The organism is Enterococcus innesii (assembly GCF_022846515.1).
GTDB lineage: Bacteria > Bacillota > Bacilli > Lactobacillales > Enterococcaceae > Enterococcus_D > Enterococcus_D innesii.
On sequence record NZ_AP025635.1, the window covers coordinates 1,320,636 to 1,335,451 of the forward strand.

At 42.2% G+C, this 14,816-nt stretch carries 16 protein-coding genes and 2 other annotated features; of the genes, 4 read left to right on the forward strand and 12 right to left on the reverse strand.

Translation table 11 applies throughout. The annotated features are described in order from the left end of the window. Positions 1-269 precede the first annotated feature (269 nt). Positions 270-474 (reverse strand) — a binding site (T-box leader). 189 nt (positions 475-663) lie between these two features. Continuing rightward, positions 664-1,098, forward strand: coding sequence for an acyl-CoA thioesterase (locus ENLAB_RS06035; protein WP_008379539.1), 435 nt, complete (start codon positions 664-666; stop codon positions 1,096-1,098). A gap of 90 nt (positions 1,099-1,188) precedes the next feature. Then, entirely contained in the window at positions 1,189-1,359 is a 171-nt protein-coding gene (locus ENLAB_RS06040; protein ID WP_008379536.1) for a hypothetical protein, read from the forward strand. Between the two features lie 68 nt (positions 1,360-1,427). On the opposite strand, the gene ENLAB_RS06045 is transcribed toward ENLAB_RS06040, so the two are convergent. From ENLAB_RS06045 to ENLAB_RS06070, 6 genes are all read right to left on the reverse strand, one after another. After that, positions 1,428-2,066, reverse strand: coding sequence for a PepSY domain-containing protein (locus ENLAB_RS06045; RefSeq protein ID WP_244353105.1), 639 nt, complete (start codon positions 2,064-2,066; stop codon positions 1,428-1,430). Positions 2,067-2,173: 107 nt separating this feature from the next. Then, positions 2,174-3,532 carry a sensor histidine kinase gene (locus ENLAB_RS06050; protein WP_195266174.1) on the reverse strand — a complete coding sequence of 453 codons (1,359 nt, stop codon included), beginning with the start codon at positions 3,530-3,532 and terminating at the stop codon, positions 2,174-2,176. After that, on the reverse strand, positions 3,522-4,229 hold the full coding sequence (locus ENLAB_RS06055; RefSeq protein ID WP_244353106.1) for a response regulator transcription factor: 708 nt from the start codon (positions 4,227-4,229) through the stop codon (positions 3,522-3,524). The genes ENLAB_RS06050 and ENLAB_RS06055 overlap by 11 nt, the downstream gene beginning before the upstream one ends. A gap of 141 nt (positions 4,230-4,370) precedes the next feature. Beyond that, positions 4,371-5,807 carry an ABC transporter ATP-binding protein gene (locus ENLAB_RS06060; RefSeq protein WP_244353107.1) on the reverse strand — a complete coding sequence of 479 codons (1,437 nt, stop codon included), beginning with the start codon at positions 5,805-5,807 and terminating at the stop codon, positions 4,371-4,373. Next, positions 5,804-6,505: an energy-coupling factor transporter transmembrane component T gene (locus tag ENLAB_RS06065; protein WP_200125554.1), complete on the reverse strand. Its 702-nt coding sequence runs from the start codon at positions 6,503-6,505 to the stop codon at positions 5,804-5,806. The genes ENLAB_RS06060 and ENLAB_RS06065 overlap by 4 nt, the downstream gene beginning before the upstream one ends. Further along, positions 6,502-7,101 (reverse strand): MptD family putative ECF transporter S component, encoded by a 600-nt coding sequence (locus ENLAB_RS06070; protein WP_244353108.1) that lies wholly within the window; start codon positions 7,099-7,101, stop codon positions 6,502-6,504. Before ENLAB_RS06070 ends, ENLAB_RS06065 begins: the two co-directional genes overlap by 4 nt. A 548-nt stretch (positions 7,102-7,649) precedes the next feature. On the opposite strand from ENLAB_RS06070, the gene ENLAB_RS06075 reads away from it, so the two are divergent. After that, positions 7,650-8,225, forward strand: coding sequence for a helix-turn-helix transcriptional regulator (locus ENLAB_RS06075; protein WP_244353109.1), 576 nt, complete (start codon positions 7,650-7,652; stop codon positions 8,223-8,225). Positions 8,226-8,249: 24 nt separating this feature from the next. Here ENLAB_RS06075 and ENLAB_RS06080 read toward each other — a convergent pair whose 3' ends face one another. The 5 genes from ENLAB_RS06080 to nox all read right to left on the reverse strand — a co-directional run bounded on the left by ENLAB_RS06080 (position 8,250) and on the right by nox (position 12,876). Then, positions 8,250-9,869 carry an ABC transporter ATP-binding protein gene (locus tag ENLAB_RS06080; protein ID WP_244353110.1) on the reverse strand — a complete coding sequence of 540 codons (1,620 nt, stop codon included), beginning with the start codon at positions 9,867-9,869 and terminating at the stop codon, positions 8,250-8,252. A gap of 195 nt (positions 9,870-10,064) precedes the next feature. Beyond that, positions 10,065-10,424, reverse strand: coding sequence for a 50S ribosomal protein L20 (gene rplT, locus ENLAB_RS06085; RefSeq protein ID WP_010749133.1), 360 nt, complete (start codon positions 10,422-10,424; stop codon positions 10,065-10,067). A gap of 63 nt (positions 10,425-10,487) precedes the next feature. After that, positions 10,488-10,688 (reverse strand): 50S ribosomal protein L35, encoded by a 201-nt coding sequence (rpmI, locus tag ENLAB_RS06090; RefSeq protein ID WP_003128650.1) that lies wholly within the window; start codon positions 10,686-10,688, stop codon positions 10,488-10,490. Positions 10,689-10,748: 60 nt separating this feature from the next. Then, positions 10,749-11,270 carry a translation initiation factor IF-3 gene (gene infC / locus ENLAB_RS06095; protein WP_005228103.1) on the reverse strand — a complete coding sequence of 174 codons (522 nt, stop codon included), beginning with the start codon at positions 11,268-11,270 and terminating at the stop codon, positions 10,749-10,751. Positions 11,271-11,317: 47 nt separating this feature from the next. Next, positions 11,318-11,441: a sequence feature (ribosomal protein L20 leader region), on the reverse strand. Between the two features lie 100 nt (positions 11,442-11,541). Beyond that, positions 11,542-12,876: a H2O-forming NADH oxidase gene (nox, locus tag ENLAB_RS06100; RefSeq protein WP_081117741.1), complete on the reverse strand. Its 1,335-nt coding sequence runs from the start codon at positions 12,874-12,876 to the stop codon at positions 11,542-11,544. A gap of 332 nt (positions 12,877-13,208) precedes the next feature. On the opposite strand from nox, the gene ENLAB_RS06105 reads away from it, so the two are divergent. Continuing rightward, entirely contained in the window at positions 13,209-13,844 is a 636-nt protein-coding gene (locus tag ENLAB_RS06105) for a pentapeptide repeat-containing protein (protein ID WP_140965343.1), read from the forward strand. Here ENLAB_RS06105 and ENLAB_RS06110 read toward each other — a convergent pair. After that, a complete protein-coding gene (locus ENLAB_RS06110; RefSeq protein WP_086291675.1) occupies positions 13,841-14,746 on the reverse strand; it encodes a magnesium transporter CorA family protein in 906 nt (301 codons plus the stop codon). The genes ENLAB_RS06105 and ENLAB_RS06110 overlap by 4 nt on opposite strands. Between the last annotated feature and the right edge of the window lie 70 nt (positions 14,747-14,816).

The following is a 14,816-nucleotide window of genomic DNA, read 5'->3' on the forward strand; positions in this document are numbered from 1 at the left end:
CATTACTTGTTTGCTTATTCACCTATTGTTTGTTGCTCGTTGATGTGGGTGGGTTGTTCTCGTGTTTGGCTTTTGGGTTATTGCGCTTTTAGTGGTTGGTTGCTGCTGTTCATCATCTATTCTGTCTTGCTCCAAAAGACAATCCCAGTGATTCCTAGTTTGGTTACTACGCTCCCTGTGGTCGCCTAGTACTGTTCATCATCTATTCTGTCTTGCTCCGCAAGCCAATCATAGTGATTCACAGCAAAAAACTCGCCCTTGTTTTTTTATACAAGGGCGAGTTTTGATTACACGCGGTACCACCTAAATTCGAGAAATGTTCTTCTCCTCTCGATTAACGCTCGGTCACGGAACAGCTTTTCTTCTGTTCATCTCCAGATTGTCTTTCCTTTACACGTCCTAAACTGCTTTCAGCCGGGGCAGTTTTCTCTTTTAAGGAATAGAATAAAGTACTCGATCCTTCACTGATTTTTGATATTATCTATAAACTACAAGAAAGCTATGAAAAAGTCAAGGTGTTTCACTGTCTTTTTCATTCCGCTGCTCTCTAGTAGCATTTTCTCAAGTGTTCAACACAAAGAAGCTCTCCTTCTGTTTGCTTTTCTTCCTTTTTGCGTTATGCTGAATAACGAAGGTTTTGTTTCTATGAAAGGAGCTGTTTTTATGTCTTTATATTCAGGCTATATCCGTCAACCACACTACTATGAGACCGATCAAATGGCGATCATCCATCACGCCAATTATATCCGCTGGTTTGAAGAGGCCCGCGTGGAATTACTCGCGTTTTTGGATTTACCGTATCATACCATCGAAGAAGCGGGCTTGATCGTTCCCGTGCTGGAAGTCAGTGCGCAATACAAAACGATGATTCGTTACGAAGATGAGGTGCGAATCGATGTTTTGGTCGACAAATATACTGGCACGCGTTTGGATTTTCGCTATGAGATCTACAAAACGAGCGATGGTCAGTTGGCAACGACGGGGACTTCAAAGCATTGTTTTTTAGCAAAAGAGACCAATCGCATCGTGCAGCTGAAGCGTAGTTTTCCTGAAATCCATCAACGATTTGCTGATTATGCTGCCCTGTCAGGGGAATAATTAATTCTGATCACTCATTTAAGTCAAAATCCTTGCTTTTTGAAACGGCTTTCGTATAATCAAAAGTAATTTCAGGGAAGGATGATGGCGATGTACGTGATTAAAGTTTTGCATGGTTACATTGGCAAAGATGGTCGTCGCACTCGTGAAAAAATTCCAGACAAGTTATGGGTCTTTGAAGATCGGAAGCAGTCCGAAGCATTTGCAGATAAAATTGGTGGTCGCGTCAAACCGTTAACTGAAGTCAAACAGCATACGTAAAGAAATAAGCCGTTATCGTCTTTTGCGCATAGACGATAGCGGCTTATCTTTTTTACTGCGAAACAGGATTAGTCATCTAATTCGGTTTCTAGTACTTCACCTGTTTGGGCATTGATTTTCACATCTGTTTGTTTGTTGCCATCTTCTACTTTGACTTCCCAATAGGTTACATTCATTTCTTTGTCTAAGGACCAATCTGTTGCTTGACCACCGCCAGCTTCTTTCACGGCGATATCAGAAATTTCTTCCAATGAAAGCAAGTTGGTTAGGTCCAATTGATCGGCATCTTTTTTAACACCGTTTTGTTCATCGGTATCCAATTTTTCCGTTCTTTCTTCAGAAGTTTCTTTGGTTTCTGCATCGATCTTTAATTCAAACTCATTCGTGTCATCCACGCCTTCTACTTGGTAGAAGTAATTGCCAAAAGAAGTATCCAAATCAATCGAAGTGATCGCTGCATCTGGGTATTTGTCTTGGAATACTTGGATCGCTTCTTCTACGGTCACCGTAGGCAAGCCCCCATTGGCGATCGCTGCACTGCTTGAAGAGCTGTCCGCTGCTGATGATGAGGTTGTTTCACTTGATGAGGCAACTGCTGTGCTTGAGCTGCTGTTTTGCGCAGGTTCTGAATTTCCAGTGTTGTTTTGTGTACATCCTGCCAATAATCCTAATGTGGCAATTCCGAATAAAATAGTTGTTTTTTTCATGTTTCATTCCTCCAAATGTTTGTGTATTCCTTTTTTCTATATATTTAGAATAACAAGTTCCTCATGAAAAAGAATCAAAAATGCTTGAAGAAAATCTAAAAAAATCTTCATCTTTCTCTTTCATTTGGAAAGGCAAGTTTAAAGATACTGCCTTGCGGTTGATTGTCTGTCACGGTAATTTTGGCATGATACTTGTCTGCCAGCTGTTTTACCAATGAAAGCCCGATGCCTGACCCAGCAATCTGGCTAGAACGAGAATCTTCTACCCGATAGAACCGTTCAAAAATCAAGGCTTTCTTATCATCGGGAATCCCAATGCCAAAATCGGCGACGGTTAAAGACAACTGCCTTTGCTCTTGCGTCAAGGTCACATGAATCGGCTGATCGGCAGGTGAATACTTCGCGGCATTTTCTAATAGGTTTTGGATGATTTGCTGGAAGTCACGTTTATGCCCTCGCTTCATACATTGGTTCTCCACAAAATATTCAATTGATTGCGGAACGATCGTCGCTTGTTTTTCACACTCTTCTCGGACGATCTGGGAAACATCAACGAGGGTCATTTCATCTTGGGATTGATTTTTTTCTAGGTCCAGCAATTGATTGCTCAATGTTTCCAAACGCTTCGACTCTTTGTCGATAAACGCCATTGAGGAAGGAATGACTTCGGGATGTTTGGTTCCACGCCGCTGGATCAATTGGACATGTCCGCGAATCGCAGCTAGAGGTGTTCGCAGCTCATGGGAAGCATCGGCAACGAACCGTTTTTCCCGCTCGATCGTCTCTCGCTGTTCTTTCAATAATTTATTAAAGGCCAAGGCCACCGAACGAATTTCGATGGGCTCTTCAGAAACCGTCAGTTCTCCTGTTCGGCTTTGTTCAATGGCAGCAATTTCTTGCGCCATGCCGGTAAGTTTCTGACTCCATTTCCCGACACTCCAATAAATCAGCAGGCTGCCAATCACAACAGCGATCAGATTCAAGAAACTGCTGATCATAAAGAGACCATAGGCTAATTCCACACTATCCTCCCCATTGATAGCGATCGTCACCTGATCCCCATCGACTTCTTGGGTTTTCGTGTAATAGATGCCATCCTCTGTAAAAACGATGTCTTCGAGAAATGGCATCACTCGTCCTTGATTGATATCGGCAAAAATCTCTTCCGCATCTTCTGATGAAACGACACTGCCATCGGCTAAGATCACTTGCAGGGCGTCTTCTTCATCTGCCGAAACATAGGCATTGACGAGAGTGTCCCAAGCATCCCCTGATGCCTCACCTTTTTCGATGGCTTCAAGGATGTTGCTGGCACGATTTTCAATATGTTCAAACAAATAACCTACGGACAATAGAATAAACAGCAGATTGAAGAGAATCAACAGACCAAAGAGTATCAAGGAAAAGCGGCTCGTCAATTGAAACTGGGCTGTTTTTCTACGTTGGTTGACTGACTTATTCTTCATGGTCGGTCCTCAAGACATAGCCTAATCCTCGAACGGTTGCGATCATTTTGCCTTTGCCGCAAACATCTAGCTTGTTCCGCAGTGTACGGATATAGACATCTACAACATTCGTTTGACCGTCGTATTCATAACCCCAAATCTCATTCAATAGGTCATCTCTTGTTTTGACGACCTCGGGTTCTTTCATCAATTCATATAAAATCCCAAACTCTTTGGGCGTCAACTCAATGGTTTCACCGGCAATTTGAACCAAGTGCTTGGCGATGTCCATCATCAGCTCCCCCGCCACTAATTGGTTTTGCTGGTTCTTTTGTTGTTTGGCTTCTCGTTGCAACCGCCGCTCGATCACCCGAATTCTGGCAAACAGTTCTTCGATTTCAAAAGGTTTCGTTAAATAATCATCTAATCCGACATCAAGCCCCGTCACCACATCGGCGGTTTGATTTCTGGCGGTCATCATCAAAATCGGGATGTCGCTTTCTTTGCGTATCCGCCGCGCCACTGTGATGCCGTCATAGATTGGCAGCATCCAATCCAATAAAATCAGATCAAAGGCATTTGCTTGCTGATTGAACAAGGTCAATGCCTCTTGCCCATCTTTGGCCCAGACCGTGTCATATCCCTCAAAAGTCAATTCGGTCTGAATAAAACTGGCTAAACTTTCTTCGTCTTCTACTAGCAAGATCTTCAAGGCCATATGCACTCCTCCTCCTGTTTTGCTTCTATCATAACGGATTTTTTCGAAACTTCCTAACTGATTGAAAGAAAAAAATCATGAAGATTTTTTCATGTTCAAAAAAAAAAGACGGCATGAACCAAGGTCCACTCCGTCTTTCATTTATTCCATATTTTTTGCTAGCTGATACGTGCCAACGAGTTCTCCTTTTTCGAGTTGAAGCACGTAAGGACATGTTTCAGCCAAAAACTCGCGATCATGACTGATCACCGCTAACAGATCAACTTCTTTAGCAACTGTTCGCAACAGTTTTGCGACTTCTTCCATTTGCTGCAAATCTAACCCACTCGTTGGTTCATCGAAAAACAACAAGCGTTTACCAGAAAGCAGGGCACTGCCGATGGCAACTCGTTGTTTTTCCCCTCCTGACAAGCTTTGCGGATGTCGGGCAAGGAGTGGTGTTAAGTGCAACAATGAGACAATTTCTTCAAAACGAGCTGGGTTTTGGGCTTTGATCAGCAGCTCTTTTTCCACCGTTTCAAAAAACAGCTGCAAGTTGACATCCTGCATCACAAGAAAGCTTTCCTGCAGCAGCTGCTTTTGGGTCCGCTTTTGTCCATTGATGGCAAATACTGCTTCTGGGCATTTTTTCAATCCTGACAGGACTTGCACCAACGTACTTTTGCCAGCACCATTTGGTCCAACGATCCCCACAGCTTGCTTCGTCGGCAATTGTAGTTCAGGCAAGTTAAGCGCCCAATTTCTGCTGTTTGCTGAGCGTTTTGATTGCTTGATCTGCAGATGCGTTGCCGTTAATCCAGATTTTTCTGGCAAAGATTCTCGGCAGTGCTGAGTTTCCAATGCCGCCTCACCTACTTTTCGCAATCCCAACTCGTGAATTGCCTCCTCTGATAGTGACAAAAGCTGAGCTGCTGGATAAGACGCCCGCAATCGTCCTGCTTCTAATAGACAGAAGCGATCTGCCAGTGGCGCCAAATACGCCAAGCGGTGTTCGGCGATCACAATGGTTTTCCCTTGTTGTTTTAAAGAAGCCAATCCTTGAGTCAACTTTTGGATCGCTTCTTGATCCAAATTACTGGAAGGCTCATCCAATAAGAACACATCATGGGGCAACATCGTGGCTGCAGCGAGAGCAATCAGCTGCTTCTCCCCACCAGATAGGTCAAAGACACTAGCATCAAGCAATGGGGTCAGGGAAAACTGCTGTGCTACTTCGGTGATTCGCTGCCGAATGTTTTCTGGTGCGACGCCCGCATTTTCCATCGAAAAAGCCAACTCCGAATAGACATCCGTGGTGAAAAATTGAGTCTTGGGGTTTTGAAAGACGACGCCAATCGTCTGGGCATAATGGGAGAAATCGGCAACTGGCAAGTCTGTTTCTCCGACACGGATCTTCCCTTGCACTTCGGCGGGATACAGCTCAGGGATCAAGCCATTCAAAACATTGAGCAGGGTCGTTTTGCCGCTGCCGCTAGCGCCGCACAAAACGATGACTTCCCCAGCTGCGACCGTCAAAGAGAGCTCAGATAATACGGTTCGATTTTCTCGTTTCACTGACACTTGTTCTAATGTAATCATCCAAGCCACATCCTTTTCACGATAAAGCCGCCTAATGCTAAAAAGACCAAGCCATCCCACCAGCGCAGCTTCAGTTCGTGGACGGTGGTATGGGGAGTTTCTGATGCTAACCCGCGAACCAGCGCCGTAGCCGACAGTTCGGTTGCGGTCTTTTCAGCCGACATCAGTAATGGGATCAAAAAATACTCCGCACTTTGCAGTGGATGAAGCAAGATCGATCCTGCCGACAGCGAGATGCCGCGAAAGCGCATCGCTTGGCGAATACTTTTGAAATCTTGTACCAATGTGGGAAAAAAACGAAATAAGACTGCCAGCGGGACTAATAATACGTTGGGCACGTGCATTTTTTGCAGCGCAGCCATCCACTCACTGTTCTTCGTCCCGCTAATGGCAAAAGCCGCCGCCATGATCGTTGGCAACAAGCGGCGATAACCGACGGAAAAGAAATCCAGCAACACGATTAGTATGTGGTTGCCTTGGCGAAACAAAAAACTATCTGCCAGTGTCAGCAAGACAAACACGCCATAGAGCAGCAAGCCTTTTTTCCAAAAGCCGCTGACTATAAATAGCAGCAGCAAGAAAGTGACAAAGGCAAACTCATCGATCCAGCTGATGGTCACCATCATAGTAAAACTAGCAAAGAGAATCACCGCTAATTTGCTGCGGGGATCAAACCTTGTTTTCGACACATTCCTCACCCTTTATGCGATTGGATCGTTGGTTGAAAATGTTTTTCCATCAAGCGACTGCCAATACCTAAACCAGCCACCGCACCAATCAAAACCGCCAATGCACAAAGCCCCAACATCAAATTGGAGGTATGAGCAAACACGCCGGCAATGTAGGTTTCATCTTTTCCGCGAGCTACTAATGAATCGATGTAGGCATTTTTCATAAACCACAGGGGCAAGATCGGGCCCATCAAGCCAAAACTAAAGACGATATAACTCGCCAGTACGCGAACGTTTCCTTTGAGCTTTGTTTTGTATTGGATCAAATCAGCTGCTAAGGCACAAAGCATATTGGGCAAAAAGGCCAATGGAAAATGTCCTGAAATCAAAAAAAAGAGCCCTACCACGGTACCCATAATGGTGATTGCGCCAAATTTCGGTACTTTATTCAATAAAATCAGATAGATAATGCCAGAAAACAAAGCGGTGACTGCTGGAATAAATAAATTATGAAAACCTGGGATCACAAAACGCAAAATCAATAGACAGACGCTCATTAAAAGAAAATAAATCGCTGTATAGATCCCCACTGCAATTAAATCTTGAACCTTTAGTTTTTTCACTGTGTATACGCTCCTTCTCGCAAGCACTCAATGAAAAAACCGTTGCTGCTTGCTTGTACAAACTTATTTTTACAAAGCCTCAGTATAGCACAAAGCAGACGTTTTTAGGGGGAGATATGCTTACCAACAGTCGATTTTCTTCTAAAACAGAACCAACAAATAGAGGTGTCTTCTGAATGGCTCCATTTCAACACACAGGTACCTTTAAAGATGCACTAATGGAAAATGATGCTTTCACACGCTTAGTTGTTTTCTCCTCTTCCCATCTTTGCGAAATTAATGAATAATAGATAAGGACAAACACTAAAAATCAGCACAGACTCGTCATCATTTTCTTTGTTAAGAAACCAGCAGGTTCTTCTATAAAAAACAATAAGCAAGCTGACTGTCGCTTTTTCGTTGAAGAAAATCAATGCTGTTGTGCTATGTAAACAGCATAAAACCAACTGTAAAAACATTTTGACACTTGATTTCAAGGCATTGTCAAAGACATTTGATCGTTAGAACGCAGACATTGTCCTACACTAATGGTAGAAGGAGCGGATAAAATGAACTTAAGCAAACAAATAAAAAAACATCGGGAACGATTAAGTCTCTCTCAGGAAGGGCTGGCAGAAAAACTTTATGTCTCCCGACAAACGATCTCAAATTGGGAGAATGAAAAAAGTTATCCTGATGTTCACAACTTATTATTGCTCAGTGTTCTATTTGATGTTTCTTTAGATGAATTAGTCAAAGGGGATGTTGAACAAATGAAAGAAACGATTGAGAAAACAGCAATGGATCGCTACACGAAAATAATGTTGGTCTTTACATTGTTGGCCGCATTATCTGTTGGGCCTGCTCTCTTTTTACCAGGACACTGGTGGATTGCCCCGCCTCTATGTTTTTGGCTCGTCTCCATGTATGCCGCATTGAAGATCGAAAAAATCAAGAAAACCCAAAATATCAAAACGTATAAAGAGATCGTTGCCTTCATGGAAAATCAAGACATCGATGCCATTAGGAAAAAGCGGGACATCAAAAAAGATTTCCTCTCAAAAACAGTCATCATCTTGGTCTTTGCCTTGATTGTCGGCATGCTTGCATGGCTTAGTACACTGCCGCATTTACTGATGCGCTGATCAAAACACAGGTTGAATCTGCTTTTATGATGAAGCCGCTTCAACCTGTGTTTTTTTCAATTCAATGATCTCATCCGCATAAATCAAATTTTTCGGGCGATGGGTGATCATAATGACTAGTTTATTTTTCAATTGGTCTTTGATCGCTGCAAAAAGCTTTTCTTCTGTTGTTTCGTCTAAAGCAGAGGTGGCTTCATCAAGGACAATGACTTCTGCGTTTGTGAAAAACAATCGGGCAAAAGCGATCCGCTGTTTTTCCCCACCAGAAAGGTTGGCTCCTTTTTCTCCAATTTCAGCAGACAGTCCTCCCTTGAGTGCCTGATAGAATGCGCCTAATTGACATTTTTCTAATACCGCTATGATTTCCTCGTCTGCGATTTCCTTATCAAAAATGATATTTTCTTTCAGCGTTCCTTGGAATATTGGCGCATCTTGCGATAGATAAAAGACATGCTGATAGTAATCATTTAAGTTGTAAGCAGCCAAATTTTTGTGATTGATCAGAACTGCACCGGTCGTCGGCTGATACAAGCCTAAAATCGTTTTGATCAGCGTTGATTTTCCTGCGCCGCTTTCTCCAACTAACCCATAAATCGCTCCCCGCTTCAGCTCCAGTGTGCTATCGGTTAAGATTTTCTTTTCTTGAAGTGTGACGGATAGATCCTTAACTGTGATATAGTTGATGGTCTCAGACAATGCATCTCCTTGTGTTAATGCTTTGTCCTCTGGCAGATAGAAAAATTCATTTAACCGTGCAAAGGCAACTTTATCTAAGCTGTATTGAACAAAAATCACGTTAAATATTGCAACAGGCGTATAGATTCGATCCACATAAATAATCAGTGCTGCTAAACCGCCCAAGCTGACTGTAATCTGATTTGTGAATGCCAATACCACAATTGCGACTTTGATCAATGCGACTAAAACTGCAAAAAAACCAAAGAAAAACTCATGGATCATCGTCATTTTCGTCAAACGTTCTGTTGTGTCAGCAGACATATTTTTATATTGTGCGATCTCTTTTTCAAACCGCTTATTGATCCGAAACGTGACCATTTCCGTTAATCCGCGGATAAAGGTGCTGTTCATGGCTTCTTCTGAAACTAGCGCACGTTCTTTGAGAGAGCGTAAAACTTTCAAAAGCAAATTGGTCACGATAAACACCACTAGATAGCCCACAAGGATCGCTGGAATCAACCTTTTATCGATCATAGCAATAAAAGCTAAGTTAAACAGTGTTTCGGGAAGCAATTCTTTAAACAAGCGTCCATAAAAATTCAAATGGATATTTCTGCCCGCCGCTGCTCCCGCTTCAGTTTTCTGTAAGAGTGCTCCAGAGCCAATCTGCAAGTACTCAGAATAGGCAATCTTGCTGATTTTCACTAAAGCTTGTTCTTTGAGATAGAAATACATGCTGTTGTGCAATTTCGTTTTGGGTTTCTGCTCGAGATAGGACAAAAGCGGTACCAATACAAGCGTTAACCCATAGATAAAAATAACTGACCAATCAAATGTCTTGCCAAATGAATCGAGTAATTTTTGAAAATAAAAGACATTCGCGGCACTCAAAAATGAGACCGCAATTCCAATCCCAATATATACCGTCAATCCTTTTTTAAAATGCCGCCATAAATCAATCGCCATCGTAAGCTCCTTTTGCTGCAGTGTTCGTGAAAAAGTCGTGAGATAAATAAAATAACAGCTTTCAAAAGTATAAACTATTTTTCGCTTAATGGAAAGAAACGTATGAAAGATAGTGAGAAACCATTCCTCGGTCATCGAGAAAAAACAAAAAAACCCCGCTCAAAGAGCGGGGCTAACGTTGTTGCCAACGATTGATTATTTGTTTAAAGCGTCTTTTGCTTGGTCAGCTAATGCAGTAAATGCTGCTGCATCGTTTACAGCCAAGTCAGCTAACATTTTGCGGTTGATGTCGATTTCAGCTAATTTCAAGCCGTGCATCAATTTTGAGTAGCTTAAGCCATTCATACGAGCCGCTGCGTTGATACGAGCGATCCACAATTTGCGGAAGTCGCGTTTCTTTTGACGACGATCGCGGTATGCGTAGTTGTATGAATTCATTACTTGTTCTTTTGCTGTTTTAAATAGAGTGTGTTTAGAACCGTAGTAACCTTTTGCTAATTTAAGCACTTTTTTACGACGTTTACGAGTTACTGTTCCACCTTTAACACGTGCCATGTATAATTCCTCCTAATATGAAAATCGATAATTGTTTGTATACGTGAAGCTTGGGTTACGCAATTATTTCATGCGTGCTAGTTGTTGACGGATACGTTTGTAATCGCCAGCTGAAACCATTGAAGCTTTACGCAATTGACGACGTTGTTTTTTTGTTTTGCCGTGGAAACGGTGACTGGTAAAGGCACGGAAGCGTTTCAATCCGCCGCCGCCAGTGCGTTTTACGCGTTTTGCTAATCCGCGGTGTGTTTTTTGTTTTGGCATAACTAATTTCCTCCTCAAAATCTTTCGTTATCTGACTTTAAACTGAAACTCAGTGAGTCATTATTTATCGTTTTTTGGTGCTAATACTAAGAACATACTGCGGCCATCCATTTTTGGCTTTTGCTCAACAGTTGCCAAATCAGCAGTTTCTTCCGCCAAACGATCTAACACTTTCTGACCAATTTCTTTATGGGTAATGGCACGGCCTTTGAAACGGATCGAAGCTTTCACTTTGTCCCCTTTTTCAAGGAATTTACGTGCATTACGCAATTTTGTGTTGAAATCATTGACGTCGATCGTTGGACTTAAACGAACCTCTTTAATGTTGATTACTTTTTGTTTCTTACGAGCTTCACGGTCTTTTTTCTGTTGCTCAAAGCGGAATTTCCCGTAATCCATAATTCTTGCTACTGGCGGCTTAGCATTTGGTGCCACCAATACCACATCAAGGTTTGCTCGTTCTGCAATTTGCAATGCTTCAGCTTTACTCTTTACACCAAGTTGTTCGCCGTTTTGATCAATCAAACGCAATTCACGTGCACGAATGCCGTCGTTTACCATCATATCCTTTGCTATGGTCATTCACCTCCGAGTTTTTTGAGAGAAAGAAAAGCTTGTCGATTCGAAATCAGACAATAAAAAAACGAGTTCTTCACGAACCCGCACGTACTCCACACAAATAAATGGTAGGAATCCTATTCTGCCCAGCGATATCTTCACTCAGGCGAGAAGCGGGTGCTTCTGCTTTTATTTCTCAACTTTTATAGTATACTGCTTTTTCCTCTTATTGTCAACAGTTTTCATGATTGTTTCAAAAAAAAAGCCGGAGCATACGCTCCGACTTTTGTGTTTCTTATTCTGCTTTCAACGCAGCCATCGTGATGTAGTTGTATGGTTGGTTGAAGTGAGGCAAGAAGAAGATATCTAATAGCTTCATCTTGTCGATCGTTACGCCTTCTTCGATCGCTAGTGAGAACATGTGGATGCCCATTGCGATTTCAGATGTACGTGACGCCATTTGTGCACCAACGATACGGCGTGTTTCTTCTTCATAGACGATGCGGATCTTAACTGTCGCATTTTCTTTCATGAAGCCTGGTTTTTGGGTATCTTCGTAATCAGAGTATTTCACTTTCATGCCATTACGTTCGGCAGCTTCGACTGACAAGCCAGTTGAAACCATGTTGTAGCCGAAGATCGAAATCCCGTTTGATCCTTGAACACCCGTTGATTCTAAAGAAGTTCCGCCGATATTATGGGCAGCGACGATCCCTGAACGTACGGCATTCGTTGCTAATGCGATATAAGTGGTTTGTTGCAAAGCATTTGAGTACACAGTTGCACAGTCACCGACTGCGTAAACATCTGCATCGCTTGTCCGTTGATGGCGGTCCACTAAGTACGCGCCGTTAGCAAACAATTCCAAATGATCTTTGCCTAGCTCGTTGTTTGGTAAGAAACCGATCGCATTGATCACTAGATCAACTGGGTATTCGCCGTTGTCTGTTACAACTGCTTCTACTTTCTCTGTTCCTTTGTATTCACGTGCTAATTCACCGAAATGCAATTCAATGCCATTGTCAGCTAAGTTTTTGTCCATATCTTCTGTGAACCATTTGTCGTAGTAGTTTGGCAATGCCCGTGTCGCTGCATCAAAAAGCAACACATTTTTACCACGGCGTTTTGCTGCTTCAGCAATTTCAACACCGATGTAACCAGCACCGATAACGGCAACGTTTTTCACGTCTTCTGAGGCTAACTCTTTATCAACCGTTTGTCCGTCTTGGAATTTTTTCAAGAAATGGATGTTTTTCAAGTCACGTCCAGGTACTTTTGGTGAAATCGGAACAGAACCAGTTGCGATGACAACTTTGTCATAAGATTCAACGATCGTTTCACCTTCACTGGTCACAGCGTGTACTTCTTTTTTCTCAAAATCGATATGGTCAACCACTGTTTCCATATGGATTTTTGCACCTTTTGCTTCAAAATCTTCACGTTTTGTATAGAACAAGCCTTCGTATGAATCGATTTGACGTCCAACCCATAAAGCAGTCCCACAACCTAGGTAGCTTAAGTTTGTATTACGGTCGATCATTACGACCTCTTGGTCTTTGTAGTTATCTAATAGTGTATTGGCAGCAGCAATCCCCGCGTGGTTTGCACCGATAATAACTGTTTTTGTCATGGAAAATTTCCTCCTTTTGTTTACATTGTCATTATAGCTCGCTTGTGAATTTGAAAACTATCAACTTTTTCGCGATTTTAAAAATTTGTGACAGTTTTCCGTTGATATACGTCACTTTCAGCGGGTTAAGTTTCTATATCAAAATTATTTTCGTCTTGCAAGTAAAAAGATTGTGAAAAAATATGTATTCAAAATCAAAGGTTTTCCTTGTTATAAAAGCATTCTGCAAACCGATTGAATAAATTTCACAATGCCCCACCGCTTTTTCGTAACTATCGCGGCATCGATTCGCCGTGTTATACTGAGAGAAAAACATACAGGATGGGATCTTGATGAAGAAAAAAATCGTATTGCCAGTACCGCCCTTATTGTCGGCATTAGAGCCACAGGATTTTTATTTAGAAGAAGAACTGCTTTTCGAAGGTGCTTTCTTCGAAGGCGGTGACTATAGCTATGATGCTTGCAAAAACCTCATCTTGAAGCAATGTCATTTCAAGAAAGTGACGATGCAAAAAACACGCTTGAGTCAATGGGAATGCCAAAATGTCCTCTTTGAGAACTGCGATTTTTCTAATCTGGAATGTTTTGGTGCCAGCTTTCATCGGGTTCACTTTAAACAGTGTAAATTGACTGGTACGAATTTTGCGGAAAGCTATTTCCGTGACTGTACCTTTGAAGATTGCGTGGCGAACTTTGCTTCTTTTAGCAATACCAATTTACGGACGATGCTGTTTCGTCAGTGCCAACTAAACGACAGTGAGTTTTATGAGATGGATTGGAAACACTTGTCGCTACAAGAAAACCAGTTGAACAATAGCAACTGGTTTCACACAAAATTAGCAACTCTAGATTTTCGGACCAATCAATTTCAAAAGATCGCGTTGTCCTTTGAACAATTGCGGGGACTAACAGTCGATCAAGAACAATCCTTGGTCATCGCCGCCGGTCTAGGTTTGGTGATCGACTAACGAATTCTGCGCCATAAAGCAATCAACATCCAGACGGATAACACTAAACTAATCAGCAAGGCAATGCCCCAACCGAAAATACTATTGGTAAAAGGCAGCGGAACATTCATGCCAAAGAAACTGGTCACGATGGAAGGCACAGTCAATAAGAGGGACCAAACAGTCAAAAACTTCATGGTATCATTCAAGTTATTGTTTAACAGATTATTGTAGGTTCCAGATAGTTGCTCTAAAATTTGAAAAGCCAGCAACGTCATTTCCACTGCCTGTTTGGCTTCGATCAGGGCATCATCCAGCTGTTCCCGCTCGTCATCATCCATCAAACGATAAATGGATAACGCTTTGATCTGCTCCAAGAGGACCGCATTTTGTTTCGTAGCAGAGACTAAAAAAACCAGTCCAACTTCCAAATCAGACATTTGCAGCAGGTTTTTATTGGTGGTTTTTTCCCGTAGTCGCTGATTCAAGCGAATCCGCTCACTATTGACTTCTTCGACTAGCGGAAAAAACGTGCCAGAAATCAAGAATAAGCTTTGAAACAAAAAATGAATGGGCGTTTGCAGCGGGTTTTGCAGGATCAAGCGCTCCATCATTGGAATCACATAACGGGTATTGTGGGAAGCAAAAGTAAAGAGTTGCTTCCTTTTTAAAATAAACGTCATCGGGCTGGTCTCAAAATGATTGTCACGCTTTTCTTGCTGAGGTACATTGAAAACCAGCAGCAATGCTTCCTCTTCGGCATCATATTCGACCCGTGCGCGTTCGTTTTTATCTAAAGAGTACGTAAGCATCTCGTCAGACAAATGATATTGTTTTTGCAGTGCCATCACGCTTTTTGCGTCTTGTTGGTCGACTTGAATCCATTCATAGTTTCCGTCATAAAAGACATGTTTGTTTTCCACAATCCATCCTCCACTCTTGCTTTCTTCTATTATAAAAGAAAACAGCCAGAAGCCCAATCAAAGGACTTTC